Origin of the sequence: Cyclonatronum proteinivorum, assembly GCF_003353065.1 — a bacterium.
In the GTDB taxonomy this organism is placed as follows: Bacteria; Bacteroidota; Rhodothermia; order Balneolales; family Cyclonatronaceae; genus Cyclonatronum; species Cyclonatronum proteinivorum.
This window is the reverse complement of record NZ_CP027806.1, coordinates 2,991,770-3,010,979: the sequence shown is the minus strand read 5'-3', so window position 1 is coordinate 3,010,979 and position 19,210 is coordinate 2,991,770. Positions and strand designations below refer to the sequence as shown.

Sequence of the window (19,210 nt, the reverse complement as noted above, 5' to 3'; positions counted from 1 at the left end):
GTTTGAGGCCTTATCAATTGTGAGTCAGATTCATTATATTAATAGTTATGAAAACTATACCCAAGATAACAGCTGTATTGCTGATCTCTTTTATTGCTCTGGTACTCATGGCTGCCAATGTAGCCATGGTGAGTCAGTTTCGGGCAGAAATACCTGATCCTGCCAAAAATGAGATTAATATCCAATGGACCGTACAACAGGAGTCCGGCGTCATGCACTATGAGCTGATGCGGAAAATGGTTCGGGACAGTGATTTTGTGCTTCTTGCAACGGTGGATGTACTACCACCTTCTTCACAGCCCAATCAATATCAGTATTTAGACAGGAATGTATTCAGAAATGCCGGAAATACTGAACCTGTCATCTATGAACTGAATGTCGTATTCACCAATGGAGAACGACGCTTTATCGGGCAGGCAGAGGTAAATTACACATCTACAGCTGTGCGTCGTACCTGGGGCAGTATAAAAGCCATGTTTCAATAGACCCCTTCTTCAGGCTAAGCAAACCAAAGCCCATGCAATCAAAACGCATTTTGATGGACAGCCGTCATGTATTGAGAACATGCCGCAGGATGGCCTATCAGCTTGCAGAAACCATTGCTGACCCGAAAAATGTCATCTTAGCCGGAATCAATAAGAGAGGATTTGCACTCGCTAAAATACTGCAAGGATTCATTCAGGAAGCAACAGGTCAGTCTCCTGAACTTGTTCATGCTGAAACACATGAAGGGTCGCTCAATCCCGTGATGGCTGCAGCCGGCCGGGAAATCATATTTATTGATGATGTGATGTTTTCGGGTCGGACTATTTCTGCGGCTATGGGCTGTTTCCCGGATATTACGAAGGCCGGGAGAATCAGAATTGCTGTACTGGTTGACCGTGGGCATAGACGGTTTCCTTTTTTTGCAGCGGTGTCAGGTCTTGTTTACCCAACCAAGTTTGATGAGCATGTTCACGTAAGCCTTGATGAACCCTCCGGCGATATGGAAGTTGAGCTCCTTGCGAATTAGAGCATTCGGGTAAAGGTGTTCCCCCAACTTCATTTTTATGTTATAGTTTGCATGCTAACAATCCGATTAATTGTAGAATTTAACTATCAATAGTCTCTTTGCTGTGCTATTTTAAGCTTTTGTGAGACGAGCTGACATAATTCAACCCAAAATTAAATTGTTGCTATGATTAAATACCGTGCTGTTTTACTTATTACCCTATTTATAAGTTTGTGTGCTTCAGTTCCATTTTCGTATGCTTCGCTGGGAGCTGGCGGCGTAGAGTGGGGGACGGTTCCAGCTGATACCGTTTCACCCTGGACTTTGGAGTTTAGGGGACAGCTGAACGGTTCACAGGCAAGTTTCAGAAACTGGGAGCAGGGAGGGGTTAATACCGTTGCCCTTACTGCTTCTACCAATTTCAATGCCCTTTACCGCCGGGGAAATTGGGGATACAACCTTGATACCCGCCTTGTTTACGGACAGGCCAAGGTTGATGACGACTTTCGAAAGACCGAAGACGAAATCAAAATCAGAAACAGTTTCCGTTACTTTCTGGAAGATGACCGCTGGAGCGTTGTCGGGAGCGTTAATTTTATATCACAGTTTGATGAAGGACTCGACAGAAGCCGGGAGTTTGCGGTTTCCAAATTTATGGCACCCGCCTATCTGACCGAAACCATCGGTATTTCTTTTAGCCCGACAAGTTCTTTGAGCGCTGAGTTTGGTGCTTCTGCCCGTCAGACCTTCGTTCTCACAAGCGACTCCACGGGCGCTGCAAACGTCCGAACAACCTTCCGCGAGCGATATGGTTTACGTGCTGATCAGAGCGTAAAAAATGAGCTGGGTTTTTCCCTGTTGGTAAGGTACGACAAGGAAATCCTTGAAAATGTGCGCTATATCGGATCTATCGAAACATTTAGCAATGCAAGTCAGCGACCGGATCGCTCGGATTTCACGTTTAACAACGAACTGATTGGTCGAATCAATAATTATTTGAATACGACCTTCCGCTTTACCATGCTGTATAATGAAGATGTATCAAAGAAGCTGCAGCTGCGGCAGACGTTTTCCGTTGGTCTTTCCGTACGTTTCATTTAGGATATGCGCTACCGATTTTAGTACAAAACCTGCTCTCTTTTACGGGGGCAGGTTTTTTTATGATTACGTTTCAACCTTTAGGTACAAAACTGATGTATAAAACACTTCTTCCGTTACTTGAGCGCTGGTTTGATGAGGCTGAGCTGCAAGGATTTTCGCTGCCGTATTCCTATCACAGTGACTCACAATCAGATGCTGAGACGTTCACTAAAAAGGCGAAATCTGTTTTCGAGGTCTTTATGTCGCGCATGGGCAGTTGTTATCCGTTTCATCAGGCTGCTTATGCGGGTCAGATGCTCAAGCCGCCTCACCCGGCAGCATGGCTGGCCTATGCGATTGCAACGAGTGTCAACACAAACAACCACGCTCTTGACGGTGGTCCCGAAACCTCTGAAATGGAAAAAGAGGTCATTCGGTCGCTCTCGCGAATGGTAGGGTACGAACCCGGCACAACGCTCGGACATCTTACAAGCGGCGGGACGGTTGCCAATCTCGAGGCCCTGTGGGTGGCCCGTTGTCTTCACCCGAATAAACCCGTGCTGTTTTCTGCGCAGGCCCATTACACGCACAGCCGGATGTGCAGCGTGTTGGGGATCAGCTCCCGGGCTATCCCTTTTGCATTCGGCAGTGAAGAAGAAGTTGACCGCTTCCGCGCCTCCATTGCCGGTGCCGGGACGCTCGTTGTAACCCTGGGAACAACGGGTACAGGCCAAACAGAACCCCTTGATGTCATTCTTCCGCTTTGCATGGAAGCCGGTGTTCGGGTCCATGTTGATGCCGCGTACGGAGGCTTCTTCACCCTGCTTAAAAACAGCGGATTTTTGCGTTCCGCACCTTTTGAAGCGCTCGGCGGCGCGGACAGCATTGTCATTGATCCGCATAAACATGGTTTACAGCCCTATGGCTGCGGATGTGTCCTTTTCAAAGATGCTACGGTTGGCCGGTTCTACAAACACGACTCACCCTATACCTACTTTTCCTCCGATGAACTTCATTTGGGAGAAATTACCCTGGAGTGTTCGCGGGCCGGTGCGGCCGCTGCTGCGCTTTGGTTTACCATTCAGCTGTTAGGGCTGGAGCCGGATTCTGCTTTTGCTGCGATGTTGCGGCAGTGCCTGGAAGCTGCCCGAAGGTTCGCTTCAGTAATCGGGGATGATCCCCGGTTTGAGTTGCTGATGCAGCCGGAAACCGACATCGTCTGCTATTTCCCAAAAGCTGGTACGGCTGATGATATATCGCGCTTAAGCCGGGAAATTTTTCGGGATACCATGCAGCAAGGAGATAAATCCCTTTATCTGAGCTTATATAAAGTGGATGGCAAAGAATTCTCACGGTTATTTCCGCATGTTGAAAGCGGTAACCCTACAGAACCCGTCACGCTGCTGCGAAGTGTTTTCATGAAACCGGACCATCTTGTTTTTATCCATGAAATGCACAACAGGCTGCGTGCTTCTTTGCAACGTATTACAGCACAGTAAGGTCAGTTTCTTTATGTTGCCATATTAAGCATTCACAGATACTTCCCGCTAAAACTTTCCGCCTTTAAATAAATCAGTTTGAACTCTTTTTCTACTTCTGCTTTCGTAACACTTATTTTTCTACTGGTCTTCGGTTTTACAGCTTCGTTCGCGCAGCACCCTGATCAGACGCCACTGAATAACCCGGGCTACGAACCCGAAGACGGCCTTTTTTACAGGGTGACCATTCCTTTAGAGACTTCGGAAACGATCCGGCAGGTCGGAGATTTGGGGGTAGCTATTGATCACGTGCACTTTCATGAAAATGCGTTACAGGCTGAGCTGAGCGGCTATGAACTGAAGCTTTTGCGGGAAGCGGGTATCCCGTTCGGGATTCACACCAGAGACATGGCGGCATGGTATGAAGCCGAACTGACATCCGACCCCGTTTTTCAGGGTGGACTGCCGCGCCTGCAGGGCGTGCCGGAGAATTTTAAACTCGGCAGTATGGGCGGTCATCTGACCTTCGATGAGGTTGTTGCCGAGCTTGATCTCATGCATGAGCTTTATCCTGAGCTGATTACGCCTAAATTCAGCATAGGGCAATCCTACGAAGGTCGTCCGATATGGACCGTGTGGATTGCTTCCGACCTTGAGACCCCAAAGCCACAGGCCTATTACAACTCACTCATCCATGCCCGTGAGCCTATGAGCATGATGAATCTGGTGTATTACATGTGGTGGCTGCTCGAAAACTATGGCGAAGACGACTACGCGACATTCCTTGTCGATAACCGGCACATGGCGTTTTCTCTCGTGCTTAATCCGGACGGCTACGAATTTAACCGGATGAATAACCCCAACGGCGGGGGCATGCACCGTAAAAACCGGAGGCCGGTCGGTACTTCAAATCAGGGTGTAGATCTGAACCGCAATTTTGGTCCGATGATTTTTTGGGATCATCCCAGTGGCGGTTCATCAACTAACCCGAACACCGACACGTATCGCGGTGAAGCCCCTTTCAGCGAGCCGGAAACGGAGGCCATGCGAACTTTTACGCTGTCTCATGATTTCCGCACGGTCTTTAACTACCACAATTTCAGCAATCTCCTGATTTATCCCTACGGCTCTCTCAACCGCGAAACGGCTGATTCGCTTACGTTTAGGGCGTATGCTGCGGAAATGACGGCCGAGAACAACTATGTCTATGGTACGGACATGGAGACCGTCGGATATGCTACAAGAGGGGCTGCCGATGACTGGTTTTACGGCCTGGAGTCAAGCGGCGGTTTTGGGCCAAGCTACAACCGGATATCGATGACGCCGGAAGTTGGTGGTGCCAACGATGGCGGTTCTGGCTGGGGCGGCGCATTTTGGGCGCGGGCCGAGCGCATTGTGCCGCTTTCGCAGGATAATTTGCTGCCGAATCAGCTGCTCGCGCAGTTTGCGGGTCCGGAACTGCGACTTACAGAAAATGCAAACCTTATGCTCAGCAACATCGATGCACCCATTGGTGAAGAAGCTTCCTTCTTTTTCACGGTGAGCGGGTTTGAAAACTTCGGGCGCTCCAACATGAATCTGACCTTTTCGGTGGAAACGGATGCTGGCTTTATCACTTTTTTAAATGATACATCCGAACATCATCTCGCTTATGGTGAATCATTTGCGGGACTGACGGATTTCTTTGTATTCGAAACGGCAGCGGATGCTGTTCCCGGAACCAGCTTCGAAATAACGGTAACAGCCGGCGCGCCCCTATCGGCCACAAGCTACAGCTGGGATTACACCTTTACGACAACGGGACAGCCCGTTTCTTCTGAAAGCGGTCCTGAGCTGCCGCGCAGCCTTGTATTACATCAGAATTATCCCAATCCTTTCAATCCCGCTACTACGCTGTTTTTTGGCTTGCCCGATGCTGCAGAGGTGAATCTGCGTGTGTACGACAGCACCGGGCGTTTGGTGCAAACCCTGATTGAGGGGCGGCAGTACAGCGCCGGCGAACACCGCGTCTCTTTTGACGCGTCACGCCTGCCGAGTGGTATTTATCTGTACAGGCTTGAGGCGTCAGGGCAGACGCTTACGAGGCGCATGACCCTGATTAAGTAGGCTTATAAGCTCCCAAAGAAGCCCGATTTTTTCGTGAGACTATCTAAAAGTCATCCTGATTCATGCCAATCAGGTTGACTTCCGGTTCGAGCTGTATGTTGAATCTCGAAGCAACGGTATCTCTGATTTTGCGGGCGAAGTCCAGTATTTCAGCCCCGGAGCCGGAACCGTAGTTGACGATGACCAGCGCCTGTTGATGCCAGGTGCCGACATTTCCCATCCGGTAGCCTTTCAGCCCGCACTGATCAATCAGCCAGCCTGCGGGCACTTTGGTAGTGTATTGACTCACGGCATAATGCGGAACCTTGGGGAATTTCGTCCTTATCTCTTCAAACTGTTCGTTTGGGATGACGGGATTCTTGAAAAAGCTACCGGCATTTCCAAAAGCATGCCAGTCCGGCAGTTTAGACCTGCGGATTCGGATTACGGCCTGCGATACATCTTTGGGGGTAGGCTGTGTGATGCCCGCCTGACTGAGTTCAGCCGAAATAGCACCATATTCAAGTGTGAGCCGTGCAATACGACTGAGTCGCAGGGTAATGGACGCAATGATGAACCGGTTTTTAAGGGCTGTTTTGAAGACACTGCTCCTGTAGCCGAAGCGGCAGTCCTTGTTACTAAAGGTTTTGATTTCGCCCGTTTTTCGGTCCATGGCTTCAAGATGACTGAAGACCTGAACGAGCTCCACACCATAGGCGCCAATATTTTGCATGGGAGCGGCCCCGCAACAGCCGGGGATGAGTGAAAGGTTTTCAATGCCGTAGAATCCCCGCTGAATGCAATACTGCACAAGGTTATCCCATACAACGCCCGCCCCTGCGGTTACCAATATGTCGTTACCATCCGTTTCTTCTACACTAATTCCCTTTATACCAATGCGAAGGACGGCCGGAACATAATCACGGGTAAAAAGAATATTGCTTCCCCCGCCTAAAATAAGCGCGTCTGAAATAAGCTGAGGGGAGGATGACAGCAATTCCTGATAGGTGCGGGCGTCAGTAATCTCAAAAAAGTGCCCGGCAGAGGCCTGAGCCCCAAATGTGTTTAGTTGCTTAAGGTTCAAAAAAAGACTATTGAAAGTGACATCGGCGTAAGGATCAGCCGGTTTTCAGTTTGAGCCTTTCAAAATACAATTTTTTGAACTCAGCTGTTTTGGTTGTTGGATGTTGCTATATGCTTTTGTTTTATAGTAGCTTGTGAATGGCATTGGCCTGATTGCTGATAAACAGATGATGGGAGAAGGCTTGTTAAGAGAACAAAGTGAACGCTTAAGCTTGCCTTATCCGTTATATTGCCCGCTCACATACACGAAAAACAGATCAAAAAAACAAATATCTTGGTTTACGTTACCCGAAAAGTACATTTTAATGCAGCACATCGTCTGCATAATCCGAAAAAGTCAGATGAATGGAATGCAGAAACTTATGGTGACTGCAATCACATCAACTGGCACGGACACAACTACGTGATGGAAGTAACAGTTGCGGGTATGCCGGATCCTGATACGGGTTACGTGATTGATCTGGGTGATTTGAAGAGAATACTTAATGATAAGATTATCAATAAGTGTGATCACAGAAATTTGAATATTGATGTTGATTTTTTAAAGGATACAATTCCGTCAACTGAGAATCTTGTGATAAAATTTTTTGAACAAATCAAAGATGATGTTGAGCGTGCTTCATCAACAGGTTCCAGGCTTTTTTCGGTTAAGTTATTTGAGACGGAACGAAACTTTGCCGAATATTGTCCTTACATGAGTCTTAATTACTGACTTGCTCATTTTGGTACGCAGGTACTGAATTAACTATATTCTGATACTATGATTACATCGAATCTCAAAAGAATTTACGATCCCACATTTGTCGTTACAGACGAATACAAAAAAACGCTGCCCGACCTTCAGAACGGACCGGCTTCCCTGATTGAGGGGGCAAATGTACCTATACAGCAAGTGGGAATCTCAAACTTTAAGCTGCCATTAAAATTCCCAACGCGGGATGGTGATATTCTTACCCTTGAAGTTTCCGTAGACGGCTATGTTGGGCTGGATGCCGGTAAAAAAGGCATAAACATGAGCCGTATCATGCGCTCATTCTACAAATTTAAAGATGAAGTTTTCCATCCGGAAGTACTGGAGTATGTGCTCCAAATGTACAAGAAAGATTTGGAAGCGCGTGAAAGCTTTATCAAGCTTAGCTTTAACTATCCTATGCTGAAAGATAGCCTGCGTTCTGACCTTGCAGGGTATCAGTATTATGCTGTTTCACTTGAAGCAAGTATGGATGCTAAGGATAACATCACACATTTCATGCACCTTGATTTTGTGTACAGTAGTGCATGCCCATGTTCTTATGAACTTGCAGAACATGCGCGTGAGACCCGTGAGGTTGCAAGCATTCCGCACAGTCAGCGCTCTGAAGCTTATCTTACCGTTCAGCTTCGGGATGCTGTAAGCATTGAAGAAATGGTTGAGCTCTGCCGCGACGCGCTTCAGACGGAAACGCAGGTTATGGTTAAGCGGGAAGATGAGCAAGCATTTGCTGAACTGAACGGTGCATATCAAAAGTTCGTTGAGGACGCCGCAAGACTGATGTTTGATAAACTCGATCCGCACCCATCAATTTCTGATTTTGTTGTACGCTGTGTTCACATGGAAAGTCTCCACAGTCATGATGCAGTAAGCCGTATTTGTAAAGGTATTCCATGCGGCTTGCGCTAAGAATCTTCATTCATACATCCCATATAGAAAGCCACGATCCCTGATAAGGACGTGGCTTTTTTTATGCGCGTAATTTTGTTATTCTGCCGACCCAATCACAGATCATCCCTATTCAAAATCATGGCTTATGTCCGATTCATCACATGCTTTAAACCAAAATGAAATTACATTTGAGCGGCTTCGTGATTCTAATCAAAAGCGGCAAGATGAGTGGGATAGCGACAATCAGATTTCACTGAGCTATCGGGGGAATGAGCTTGCCGGGGAAGTAGGGGAGGCCTGTAACATCATAAAGAAGCTCGAGCGCGAACGGCTCGGCATTCGGGGCAGTCGGGCGGATAAAACACAGCTTGCGGAGGAGCTTGCCGACATCATTATTTGCGTGGATCTGATTGCAATGCACGAAAATATCGATCTCGCCCAGGCTGTAGCTAAGAAGTTTAATGCGACTTCCGAGAAGTACGGACTGAAATCAAAGTTCTGAGTACCTGTACGCCCAAACCAAAACGGGCTGCGCAGGCCAGTTTCGGCTGCGCAACCCGTTTGGCGTTTAGTTCCGACTATTTAAGGTGATGCGATTGAGAGCGGCTGTAATGCTTCCCAAAAAGCAAGGGACCCCTGCAGGTTTGGGGTCTTACAATTTGCCGCTGACCCCCTGATGTTCACGGAGTCTACCCAAAAAAACACAAGACTGACACACGCAGGTAGCTGTTGCAGGGCTTCCAATGCGGGTGTCAGTTCTTTGTCTTAGAGCTCGCTGAGGGCTGCCCGGAGTTTGCTGAGGTTGGCTTCTGCGTCAGAAAGCTTGGCGCGTTCTTTTGCGACGACGGCTTCAGGGGCATTGTTGACAAACTTCTCGTTGGAAAGTTTTCCTTTCACAGATTTCAGAAAGCCTTCGGTCCGCTGTATTTCCTTTTGCAGACGGGCGCGCTCTTTGTCCACATCGATGTGTTCGGCCATGGGGATGATGAGCTCGCAGCCTTTTACGAGCGTGCTCGCAGATTGCGCGGGTTTTTGAACGGAGGTACCTATTTCCAGTTTTTTTGTTTTCTGAAGTTTGAGGATGAGCCCCTGCACGGATTGCAGCATGTGCGCTGTTTCGTCGTCTGCCGTACGGACAAGTACTTCAAGCTCGAGGTTGGGGGAAAGGCCGGATTCCGCGCGGATGTTGCGCATGGCCGATACCAGCTCCTGTACGAGGGCGAAGCGGGCTTCGATGGTGTCATCTACGCGGCTTGCGTCGGGTGCGGGCCAGGATGAGACGATCAGGGACTCTTCGGTGCTGCGGGTTCTGATGCGCTGCCAGATTTCTTCGGAAATAAAAGGGGTGAAGGGGTGCAGGAGCTTCATCAGGGTTTCAAAGATGCCGAGGGCGCGTTCGAGCCGAGCTTTTTCGATTTTAGCCCCGAAGGTGTCGGGTTTGATGAGCTCGATGTACCAGTCGCAGAAGTCGTCCCAGACGAGGGCGTAGATTTTTTGCAGGGCTTCGTTGAGGCGGAACTGTGCGAAGCTTTCGTCCATCTCCAGGATGGTGCGGTTGAGGCGGGAAGACATCCACTGATCGGGCAGGAAGTCCGGATCGAGCGCTGTTGTGGGCTCGTAGGTTTCGCCTTCTTCCATGTTCATGGCCAGGAAGCGGAAGGCGTTCCAGATTTTGTTGGAGAAGTTGCGGCCCTGCTCGCAGAGGGCGTCGTCGAAGAGGAGGTCGTTGCCGGCGGGCGCTGAAAACAGCATGCCCACGCGGGTGCCGTCGGCTCCGAACTGATTCATGAGGTCGATCGGATCAGGCGAGTTGCCGAGTGATTTCGACATTTTGCGGCGCTGTTTGTCGCGCACAATGCCGTGATAGTACACGTTGCTGAATGGCTTTTCCCCCCGGAATTCGTAGCCCGCCATGATCATGCGCGCGACCCAGAAAAACATGATTTCCGGGGCGGTGACCAGATCTTTGGTCGGGTAGTAGTAGTTGATTTCGCCATCGGGATTTTTGAAGCCGTCGAAAACGGAGATGGGCCACAGCCAGGAGGAGAACCAGGTATCGAGTACGTCTTCATCCTGTCTGAGGCTGATGGTTTCCTGACCGGATTTCGCTTTCGCTTTTTCGAGGGCTTCGGCTTCGGTTTTGGCGATCACGTAGTCTTCCGGACCGTTGCCGTAGTACCATGCCGGAATTTGATGTCCCCACCACAGCTGCCGCGAAATGCACCAGTCGTGCACGTTTTCCATCCAGTTGCGGTAGCTGTTTTTGAATTTGTCGGGGAAGAAGCGGATGGTGTCGTTCATCACGTTCTCGAGCGCAGGCTTGGCGGTTTCCTGCATTTTGAGGAACCACTGCAGCGACAGCTTGGGCTCGATGACCGCGTCGGTGCGCTCGGAATAGCCGACCTTGTTTTTGATATCTTCGATTTTGACAAGCTGACCGGCTTCTTCAAGGTCTTTGATGATAAGCTTGCGTGCTTTGAAGCGGTCTTCACCCACATAAAACTGCGCGGTTTCGTTCAGGGTCGCGTCGTCGTTGAGGATGTCGATGACTTCGAGCTTGTGCTTAATACCGAGCTCGTTATCGTTGACATCGTGCGCGGGCGTCACTTTTAGGCAGCCGGTGCCGAATTCAGGCTCGACGTACTCATCCGCGATAATCGGTACCGGACGGTTCACCATCGGGATGATGGCGGTCTTGCCGATCAGGTGCGTGTAGCGCGGATCATTCGGGTTTACGCAGACGGCGGTGTCGGCCAGAATGGTTTCCGGGCGCGTCGTTGCGATGGTCACGAATTCGTCGGAATCCTGAACTGCGTATTTCACATAGTATAGTTTGGATTTGACTTCCTTGTGGATGACTTCTTCATCGGAGAGCGCGGTCTTGGCAACCGGATCCCAGTTCACCATGCGCAAACCACGGTAAATATGCCCTTTTTCGTAGTAGTGAATGAAGCAATCAATGACGGCGTCGTAGAGGTCGTCTTCGAGGGTGAAGCGGGTACGCTCCCAGTCGCAGGAAGCCCCCAGCTTGCGGAGCTGCTTCAGGATGGTGTCGCCGTACTCGTTGGTCCAGTCCCAGGCGTGTTTGAGAAATTCATCGCGGCTGAGGTCGCTTTTTTTGATGCCATTTTCCCGCAGTCGTCCCACAACTTTGGCTTCCGTTGCAATGGATGCATGATCGGTACCCGGCACCCAGCAAGCGTTTTTGCCCATCATGCGGGCGCGGCGGATGATGACATCCTGAATGGTATTATTGAGCATGTGCCCCATGTGGAGCACGCCGGTTACGTTGGGCGGCGGGATGACGATGGCGTAGGGTTCGCGCTCATCGGGCAGGGAGCGGAAGAAACCGTTTTTCTCCCAGAAAGGATACCATTTGGCTTCGGCTTCAGCCGGGGAATAGATTTTGGGGATGTCGGATGTGCTCATAGAAGAAAGAAAATGGCGGTCTGTATGGCCGCTGTTTTAAAGAATAATATGCGGATGAGGGATGGGAAACAGGGTGACAAAAAAAGACGCTGCACAGTTTTGGATGGGCTTTTCAGGCGTTTTCCAAAGCGATGCAGCGTCAAAAGGTGTCATGGATGAAAATCAGAACTTGCGTTTCATCAGAACCCCGAAGTGTCCGTCGCAGTGATGCAGGTGCGGGAAGGTTTGATAGGATTTGAGGTCGTCGCTGAGGACTTCTTCCGGCAGGTAGTCGTCGAGTTCTTCCAGCTCAAAGTTGGGATAGACTTCGAGGAATTTTTCGATCTGTTTCATGTTTTCTTCGGGTTCGAGCGAACAGGTCGAGTACACGAGGCGACCGTTTTTGGCTACCATGTTGGCGGCGGCGTCGAGAAGTTCTTCCTGAAGCGCAACGGCTTTTTCGAGCTCTTCGGGGGTGCGGCGCCAGCGGAGGTCGGCGCGTTTGGAGAGCACGCCGGTGCCGGTGCAGGGGGCGTCGAGAAGAACTGCGTCAGCAAGTTTGAACCGCTCTTCGGTGGCGTCAGCCCGCTGAATTTTCACAATTTTTGCACCGCCGCGCTCCGCATTTTCCGCGATGCGCTGAATCCGGTCGGGATTGATATCAACGGCCAGCAAGCTGCCTTCATTTTCCATCAGCTCAGCGAGGAGGAGTGTTTTGGTGCCCGGAGCCGCGCACAAGTCAATCACCGATTCTCCGGAAACGGGGTCCAGGATGGTGGGCGCAAAGCCGGCAGCGATATCCTGTACGTAGCACAGGCCTTTTTCAAACCAGCCCCTTGCACGTACTTCCGCGAGGGTTGAAACCTTAAAATAGCCGGGCAGCCAGTCGCTTTCTTCAAACTCAATGCCGGCACGCTCCAGCCTGAGGCGGAAGGTATCGGGTGAAGTTTTGAGGCAGTTCGCCCGCAGATAGTAGTTGGGGCGCTGATTGTTGGCGGTCATGAGCTGAAAAGCTTCTCTTTCGCCAAAACGATCCGACCAGCGTTTCACAAGCCATGCCGGGTGCGAGAAAGTGGTCGCAACCAAATCGGTACGGTCTTCCATATCCGGCGTTGGCAGTTCGTTGGTTTCCCGCTGAATTTTGCGGAGGATGGCATTGGCAAGGTCCCCGGAGCGGGCGCTGATTTGCGTTTTCGCAATCTCTACATTTTCATTGATGGCAGCGTAATCCGGCGTGGAATCCATAAAAAGGAGGTCATAAATCCCGATGCGGAGGATATTCTTGAAGAAAGCGTCCATGCCGGCAATATCAACCGAGCTGTAGCGGGAAATAAGGAAGTCCAGATAGGATTTGCGTCTCAGAATACCCTGTACATATTCGTTCGCTTGCTGCCGTTCCTGTCTGTTGAGTTTATTGAGCAAATCCATGTCGATACGATTCGAATGCTCGAATTTCTCAAGTGTTCGGATACTTGCTAATCGTGATTGGCTTAGATGTTCCAAAATTGAAAATAAGTTACAGGGTTAAAATTATTAGCGAAGTAATATAAAGGAAATTTGGCTCAATATGTGTATGAAAAGCGGGTGTAAACAGCTTTTAAAGTTGCGATTAGATGCCATTTGAGGTATCTTTGAATCTTGTATTTATTTACCATTTAAAGCATTGCGTCTCACAGGTACGCAGCTCAAAATTATTTAACTCAAATTATTTCCAAAGCTCTTTTCTCATGAATAAAGGATCCGTCGCTCAGGTAATTGGTCCGGTTGTCGATTGCGACTTCCCGGATGGTCAGCTTCCAAAAATTTTGAATGCGCTCCACATTGATATGGAGGATGGTCGCAGGCTCGTACTTGAGGTAGCGCAGCACCTTGGCGAAAACCGTGTTCGTACCATCGCCATGGACTCAACCGATGGCCTTGTACGCAATATGGAAGTTGCCGATCAGGGCGGCCCTATTTCAATGCCAATTGGTGAGGATATTCGCGGTCGACTGTTTAATATTGTAGGAGAAGCCATTGACGGGATTGAAAACCCTAAGGGTGAGCGCCGGTCTCCCATTCACAAGCCCGCTCCTGATTTTACCGAGCTTTCTTCAAGCACTGAGATGCTCGAAACCGGTATTAAAGTTGTTGACCTGCTCTGCCCCTATGCAAAGGGCGGGAAAATTGGTCTCTTCGGGGGTGCCGGTGTAGGTAAAACCGTACTTATTCAGGAGCTGATTAACAACATTGCGAAACAGCACGGCGGTCTTTCTGTTTTTGCCGGTGTTGGTGAGCGTACCCGTGAAGGAAATGACCTGCTTCGCGAATTTATTGAATCAGGCGTAATTAACTATGGTGATGCTTTTAAAGAGGGCATGGAAAAAGGAGAGTGGGATCTCACCAAAGTTGATCATAAGGCGCTACAGGAATCTCAGGCAACGCTTGTATTCGGTCAGATGAACGAGCCTCCGGGTGCCCGTGCTCGCGTAGCGCTTAGCGGTCTTACCGTAGCGGAGTATTTCCGCGATGAAGTGAGCCGTGACATTCTGCTCTTCGTGGATAACATCTTCCGTTTCACGCAGGCAGGTTCAGAAGTATCGGCCCTTTTGGGACGTATGCCTTCTGCGGTAGGTTATCAGCCAACCCTGGCTTCAGAGATGGGTGCGCTTCAGGAGCGGATTACTTCTACCAAAGCCGGATCGATTACATCCGTACAGGCTATTTACGTACCTGCGGATGACCTTACTGACCCCGCACCTGCAACAACCTTCTCTCACCTTGATGCTACTACGGTACTTTCGCGTCAGATTGCTTCCCTGGGTATCTATCCTGCGGTTGACCCGCTTGACTCTACGTCCCGTATCCTTGATCCGCTCGTTATCGGTAAAGCCCATTACGAGTGTGCTGAAAATGTGAAAATGCTGCTTCAGCGCTACAAAGACCTTCAGGATATCATCGCCATTCTGGGTATGGATGAGCTTTCCGATGAAGATAAACTCATCGTAGGCCGTGCACGTCGCGTGCAGCGTTTCCTGAGTCAGCCGTTTTTCGTAGCTCAGCAATTTACCGGCCTTGACGGGAAGTATGTGAAAATCGATGACACCATCAAAGGGTTCAACATGATTCTGAATGGTGAGCTCGATCATCTGCCCGAAGGTGCTTTTTATCTTGTTGGTACCATTGAAGAAGCAATGGCAAAAGGAGAGAAGCTTCTCGCGGAAGCCTGATCCTGCGTTTGCATTGCAGTATTCATGATTTTGCAGTCGGGTTGTGGTTTTAAGAGCCACAAAACGCTGCGTATATCTTATTCCAGAGAATTATCCCAGTTTTAAAAACTACTGATCAGGATTTGTTTTTATGATTCGTACCAACATTATCACGCCATACGGCGCAGTTTACGAAGGACTTGCTACAGGCGTTAATCTGCCGGGCACGGAAGGTGCTTTTGAAGTGAAGTTTAATCACGCGAGCCTGATGTCTATGCTGGATATCGGCAAAATTATAGTTCGTGAGAAAGGTGGTAAAGAAGAAGTTTTTTCTGTAAATGGCGGATTTGTCGAGGTGAATGATAACCGTGTAACGGTACTGGCTGAATCAGCTGAAAACGTTCGCGACATTGATCTTGAGAGAGCACGCGTTGCACGCGAAAAAGCCACGGCCAAAATAAAAGATGACAAGGCCCAAAAAGCTGCACAGGATGAAGTCCTTAAAGGAGAACTCGCACTGCGTCGGGCCATAAACCGTATTAAACTGCATGAGCTCAAACGCTAAGCATGAAGCTTCAAGTCGTGCGCTAAGTTTTGAGGCAGGTTAATACCTTGCCGCCTAAGCTGAATTAAAAAGGCGTCGGTTAACTTTCTTTTCAGGAAGTGAACCGACGCCTTTTCTTTTTTTGTGAAATCGGTGAACGCTTACCGCTGTCAATCCACCGAAACTGTTAATAATATGGCTCGGGTTGCGTGTTTTGGTAGGTTTTGATGACGAAATCGTCCCGGTCTTCTGAAGAGATAAGCTTCCATTTTTCCGGTATCTGATCCCTGTACTCCGGAAAAAAAGTGTCCCCATCGTAGGTCTGCCTGATTTCTGTAATAATCATCTTATTGCTCATAATGAGAAACTGATTGTACAGTACTGACCCGCCCGCAATAAATACGCGCTCGTAAGACGACTGACTGAAATACAAAAGGGCTTCCGGAAAATCTTTGAAAAAAGTTACCCCTTCGGCTTTTCGTTTACTTCTTGAAAGTACGTAGCATGGACGCCCCGGCAGTGGTTTGCCCCCGATTGATTCAAAGGTTTTTCTCCCCATAATCAGGGGACTTCCAAGGGTTGTTTGCTTAAAGTGTTTTAAATCGTCCGGATAATGCCACGGCATACTACCATCCTTGCCTATCACAAGGTTTGGGTCGTGTGCAGCGATGATGATGAATTCAGGCATTTAAATGGAGTGCAGAAGAAAAAAGGGTGAAGCTGAAAGCTGTTAAGATATAAGCTGATTTTACACGGCTACTTCAAACCGGATAGCTTCATGATGCTGATAGTTGTGCAGGGTGAAATCTTCCAGACTTAGTTTGTCAAGACTTTTATCTGCAATTTCAAGTGTTGGCAGTGGGAAAGGCTCACGCTCGAGTTGTTTTTTAAGCCCATCCACATGATTTTCATAAATATGAGCATCAACTATAGTATGTGCAAATATGCCGGGCTCATAGCCTGTCTGTCTCGCTATAATCATGGTAAGAGCTGCATAACAGGCAAGATTAAACGGAATACCAAGCGCAATGTCACCGGATCGCTGTGTCAGATGACAGTTTAACTTTCCGTCGGTTATATTAAAGATGGCCATGATATGGCAGGGGGGAAGTGCCATCTGATCGAGCAAACCCGGATGCCAGGCACTTAACACAAGCCTTCTGCTCGTCGGGTTTTCTTTTATCTGATCAATGATATATTGAATCTGATCAAACTCTTTGCGGGTCGGCATATCATTTTTAAATGCACCCCCGACCCCTTCAAAGTCAACTTCTTCGTAACAGGTAAAAGGGAAACGCCGCCACAGTACCGGGTAAATCGGACCTACATTCCCTTCTTCATCGGCCCAGGCGTCCCAGATATGGCAGTCGTTTTCATCTCGCAGCCATCTGATATGGCTTTCGCCGCGCAGATACCATAACAGTTCCAGAATGATTGAGCGAAACATCATCTTTTTAGTCGTGAGAAGGGGAAAGCCTTCACTTAAGTCAACGCGGTAGCTTTCTGCAAAGCTGCTGATGGCATCTGTGCCCGTTCGATTCTCTTTTTTTACGCCGTGCTCAAGTACACGCGCTACTAACTGATGATATGCTTTCATGTGATCCTGTGCGGCTTACAGGGTATTTTGGTGTGATGTTTTGATGAGTTAAGCTTTTCGGATATAGCAAAGGATGTAATATAAACGTGTGCGGCCTCATTCTGAAAAAGAAAAAGCCGGTTTCACGCTCTAAAAGTGATGAACCGGCTTTTGCATTGACATTCTTACCGCGGTATTAAATGATGTTGCACCATCCTGCAGGGTCTTCCTCTGTTCCGTGGTGAATACCGGTGATGGTTGCGTACAGTCTTTCTGCGACCGGCCCCATTTTTTCTGTATCAAGCGTAATAACTTCGCCCTTATGATGAATAACCCCAACGGGAGAGATTACTGCAGCTGTACCTGAACCAAAGGCTTCGGTCAATCGGCCTTCTCTATAGGCTGCAAAAAGCTCGTCGATAGAAATCATTCGTTCTTCAGCCGGTAAGCCCCAAAGTTTACAGAGTTCAAGTACTGAGCGCCGGGTGACGCCGGGCAGAATGGTTCCGGTAAGGGGAGACGTTGACACTTTGCCGTCAATGACAAAAAAGATGTTCATGGCTCCGACCTCTTCCACATACTTTCGCTCGATGGCATCAAGCCAAAGTACCTGCGAGTAGCCTTGCTGCATAGCTACATGTGCCGGGTACAGGCTTGCGGCATAGTTGCCCGGAACTTTTGCATTACCGACTCCGCCTTTAACTGCACGTACATAGTCCGGCATGGTCGTGAGTTTAACCGGATTAATCCCCTCCCGATAGTAGTTTCCGACCGGTCCAGTGATGATGTAGAAACGGTAGGTCGTAGACGTTTTAAGGCCCAGGAACTCTTCTGTTGCGAACACAAAAGGACGCAGGTAAAGTGATTTGTATTTGTCACTCGGTACCCATTCACGGTCAAGGTCAACGAGCTGCAGGATGGCTTGCGTAAAGGTTTCTTCCGGTATGGACGGGATGTTGAGTCGCTTGCAGGAGTCATTAAAACGGTTGTAATGGTCATGAATCCTGAAGACGTTAATTTCCCCGTTTTCCATGGTAAAAGCCTTCATGCCTTCAAAGGCGCCCTGTCCGTAGTGCAGTATGTTCGCCGAAGGCATGATGTTGACCGGTCCGTAGGGGATAATCTTTCCCTTTTGCCAGCTGTTGTTTTCATAGATCAGTTCAAACATGTGATCACTGAATACGTCACCAAACCGAAGGTCGCTAAAGTTGACGGATTGCAGGCGGGAAGCGGTTGTCTTCTTAACCGGGAAAGTTTGATCTACGGCGGTTACCTTGGTTTCAGACATAAGTAGTGGGGTTTTAATTAATAATTTAGAGAGCTAAAAGTCGAATCTGTTATTCAGAGAAATGCCCTGATGTGTTGAATAGTTTTTCTTAATTAGTGATTTAGTTTATCAAGGGCAAGCTTAGCTGCGGCCTGTTCTGCCTTTTTCTTGTTTTTTGCTTTACCCATACCCTCAACGGCTCCGTTAATCAGAACATTTACTTCGAAGGTTTTGTCGTGATCGGGTCCGGTTTCAGACACGATTTTGTATTCAGGGACGGATAGTTTCCTGGCCTGGGCAAATTCAAGAAGCATGCTTTTGTAGTTGTCCTGTGTGACGCTTACATCCTTAATATTAATGTGTGTCGTGTAAACATTCCGGATGAAGGTCTGTGAAGCTGAGAAGCCCAAATCTTTATAAACAGCGCCTACAACAGCCTCAAATATATCACATAAAACGCTGTTTTTTAATTCAATTCCCTGCCCGCGGACGCGTTTGCCTACTTCAATTAAGGAAGGGAAGCCGAGTTTCCTTGAAAGATCGGCCAGGGTGTCTTCGCGAACAAGCCTTGATCTGACTTTAGTCATGAACCCTTCATTGTTGTTCGGATATAACTCAAACAGTATTTCAGTTATGACCAAATCAAGAACGGCATCGCCCAAAAACTCAAGTTGTTCGTAGCTCTCAACATCTTCGAGGCCATCTTCAATGAGTTTTGAGCGATGCCGTAAGGCTCGCAAATAGATATTGGGGTTTTGAATTGAATCCCCGATTATTTGTTCAAGTGTAGATATTTTATGCTGTGTAGCTGAATCAAGCTTCTTTTTGGTAAAGTAAGCTCTAAGTTTTCTCAGCTTCAGCATGAACA

Annotated in this window: 17 protein-coding genes; 10 read left to right on the top strand and 7 right to left on the bottom strand. The window is 48.6% G+C overall.

The genetic code is table 11. The features are described 5' to 3' along the window. Positions 1-47: 47 nt before the first annotated feature. The 5 genes from CYPRO_RS11415 (at position 48) to CYPRO_RS11395 (ending at position 5,655) form a co-directional block, all read left to right on the top strand. Positions 48-485, top strand: a complete 438-nt coding sequence (locus CYPRO_RS11415; RefSeq protein ID WP_124245596.1) for a hypothetical protein — start codon at positions 48-50, stop codon at positions 483-485. A 32-nt stretch (positions 486-517) separates the two neighbouring features. After that, positions 518-1,012 carry a phosphoribosyltransferase family protein gene (locus CYPRO_RS11410; RefSeq protein ID WP_114984730.1) on the top strand — a complete coding sequence of 165 codons (495 nt, stop codon included), beginning with the start codon at positions 518-520 and terminating at the stop codon, positions 1,010-1,012. A 165-nt stretch (positions 1,013-1,177) separates the two neighbouring features. Further along, complete coding sequence (locus CYPRO_RS11405; RefSeq protein WP_114984729.1) at positions 1,178-2,092, top strand: DUF3078 domain-containing protein; 915 nt, start codon at positions 1,178-1,180, stop codon at positions 2,090-2,092. A gap of 92 nt (positions 2,093-2,184) precedes the next feature. Beyond that, on the top strand, positions 2,185-3,570 hold the full coding sequence (locus tag CYPRO_RS11400) for a pyridoxal phosphate-dependent decarboxylase family protein (protein ID WP_164682734.1): 1,386 nt from the start codon (positions 2,185-2,187) through the stop codon (positions 3,568-3,570). Positions 3,571-3,648: 78 nt separating this feature from the next. After that, positions 3,649-5,655 (top strand): M14 family zinc carboxypeptidase, encoded by a 2,007-nt coding sequence (locus tag CYPRO_RS11395; protein ID WP_114984727.1) that lies wholly within the window; start codon positions 3,649-3,651, stop codon positions 5,653-5,655. Positions 5,656-5,698: 43 nt separating this feature from the next. On the opposite strand, the gene murB is transcribed toward CYPRO_RS11395, so the two are convergent. Further along, positions 5,699-6,718, bottom strand: coding sequence for a UDP-N-acetylmuramate dehydrogenase (gene murB / locus CYPRO_RS11390; protein ID WP_114984726.1), 1,020 nt, complete (start codon positions 6,716-6,718; stop codon positions 5,699-5,701). Between the two features lie 273 nt (positions 6,719-6,991). Between murB and CYPRO_RS11385 the strand changes: the two genes are divergently transcribed. The 3 genes from CYPRO_RS11385 to CYPRO_RS11375 all read left to right on the top strand — a co-directional run bounded on the left by CYPRO_RS11385 (position 6,992) and on the right by CYPRO_RS11375 (position 8,861). After that, on the top strand, positions 6,992-7,429 hold the full coding sequence (locus CYPRO_RS11385; RefSeq protein WP_114985785.1) for a 6-pyruvoyl trahydropterin synthase family protein: 438 nt from the start codon (positions 6,992-6,994) through the stop codon (positions 7,427-7,429). 48 nt (positions 7,430-7,477) lie between these two features. Continuing rightward, positions 7,478-8,377: a GTP cyclohydrolase FolE2 gene (gene folE2 / locus CYPRO_RS11380; protein ID WP_114984725.1), complete on the top strand. Its 900-nt coding sequence runs from the start codon at positions 7,478-7,480 to the stop codon at positions 8,375-8,377. A 127-nt stretch (positions 8,378-8,504) separates the two neighbouring features. Further along, positions 8,505-8,861 (top strand): MazG-like family protein, encoded by a 357-nt coding sequence (locus CYPRO_RS11375; RefSeq protein ID WP_114984724.1) that lies wholly within the window; start codon positions 8,505-8,507, stop codon positions 8,859-8,861. Positions 8,862-9,124: 263 nt separating this feature from the next. Here the strand turns inward: CYPRO_RS11375 and CYPRO_RS11370 are convergent, their stop codons facing one another. Continuing rightward, entirely contained in the window at positions 9,125-11,788 is a 2,664-nt protein-coding gene (locus CYPRO_RS11370) for a valine--tRNA ligase (protein WP_114984723.1), read from the bottom strand. A gap of 162 nt (positions 11,789-11,950) precedes the next feature. Further along, complete coding sequence (gene rsmB / locus CYPRO_RS11365; RefSeq protein WP_114984722.1) at positions 11,951-13,270, bottom strand: 16S rRNA (cytosine(967)-C(5))-methyltransferase RsmB; 1,320 nt, start codon at positions 13,268-13,270, stop codon at positions 11,951-11,953. A 224-nt stretch (positions 13,271-13,494) separates the two neighbouring features. Here rsmB and atpD point away from each other — a divergent pair, with 224 nt between their 5' ends. Continuing rightward, positions 13,495-14,976: a F0F1 ATP synthase subunit beta gene (gene atpD, locus CYPRO_RS11360; RefSeq protein WP_114984721.1), complete on the top strand. Its 1,482-nt coding sequence runs from the start codon at positions 13,495-13,497 to the stop codon at positions 14,974-14,976. Between the two features lie 130 nt (positions 14,977-15,106). Next, positions 15,107-15,520 (top strand): ATP synthase F1 subunit epsilon, encoded by a 414-nt coding sequence (atpC, locus tag CYPRO_RS11355; protein WP_114984720.1) that lies wholly within the window; start codon positions 15,107-15,109, stop codon positions 15,518-15,520. Positions 15,521-15,686: 166 nt separating this feature from the next. On the opposite strand, the gene CYPRO_RS11350 is transcribed toward atpC, so the two are convergent. The 4 genes from CYPRO_RS11350 to rnc all read right to left on the bottom strand — a co-directional run bounded on the left by CYPRO_RS11350 (position 15,687) and on the right by rnc (position 19,205). Continuing rightward, positions 15,687-16,187, bottom strand: coding sequence for a dihydrofolate reductase (locus CYPRO_RS11350; protein WP_114984719.1), 501 nt, complete (start codon positions 16,185-16,187; stop codon positions 15,687-15,689). 60 nt (positions 16,188-16,247) lie between these two features. Next, positions 16,248-17,096: a thymidylate synthase gene (locus tag CYPRO_RS11345; protein ID WP_114984718.1), complete on the bottom strand. Its 849-nt coding sequence runs from the start codon at positions 17,094-17,096 to the stop codon at positions 16,248-16,250. 175 nt (positions 17,097-17,271) lie between these two features. Further along, positions 17,272-18,363 (bottom strand): branched-chain amino acid aminotransferase, encoded by a 1,092-nt coding sequence (locus tag CYPRO_RS11340; protein ID WP_114984717.1) that lies wholly within the window; start codon positions 18,361-18,363, stop codon positions 17,272-17,274. 92 nt (positions 18,364-18,455) lie between these two features. Continuing rightward, positions 18,456-19,205 (bottom strand): ribonuclease III, encoded by a 750-nt coding sequence (gene rnc, locus CYPRO_RS11335; RefSeq protein ID WP_164682732.1) that lies wholly within the window; start codon positions 19,203-19,205, stop codon positions 18,456-18,458. Positions 19,206-19,210 lie beyond the last annotated feature (5 nt).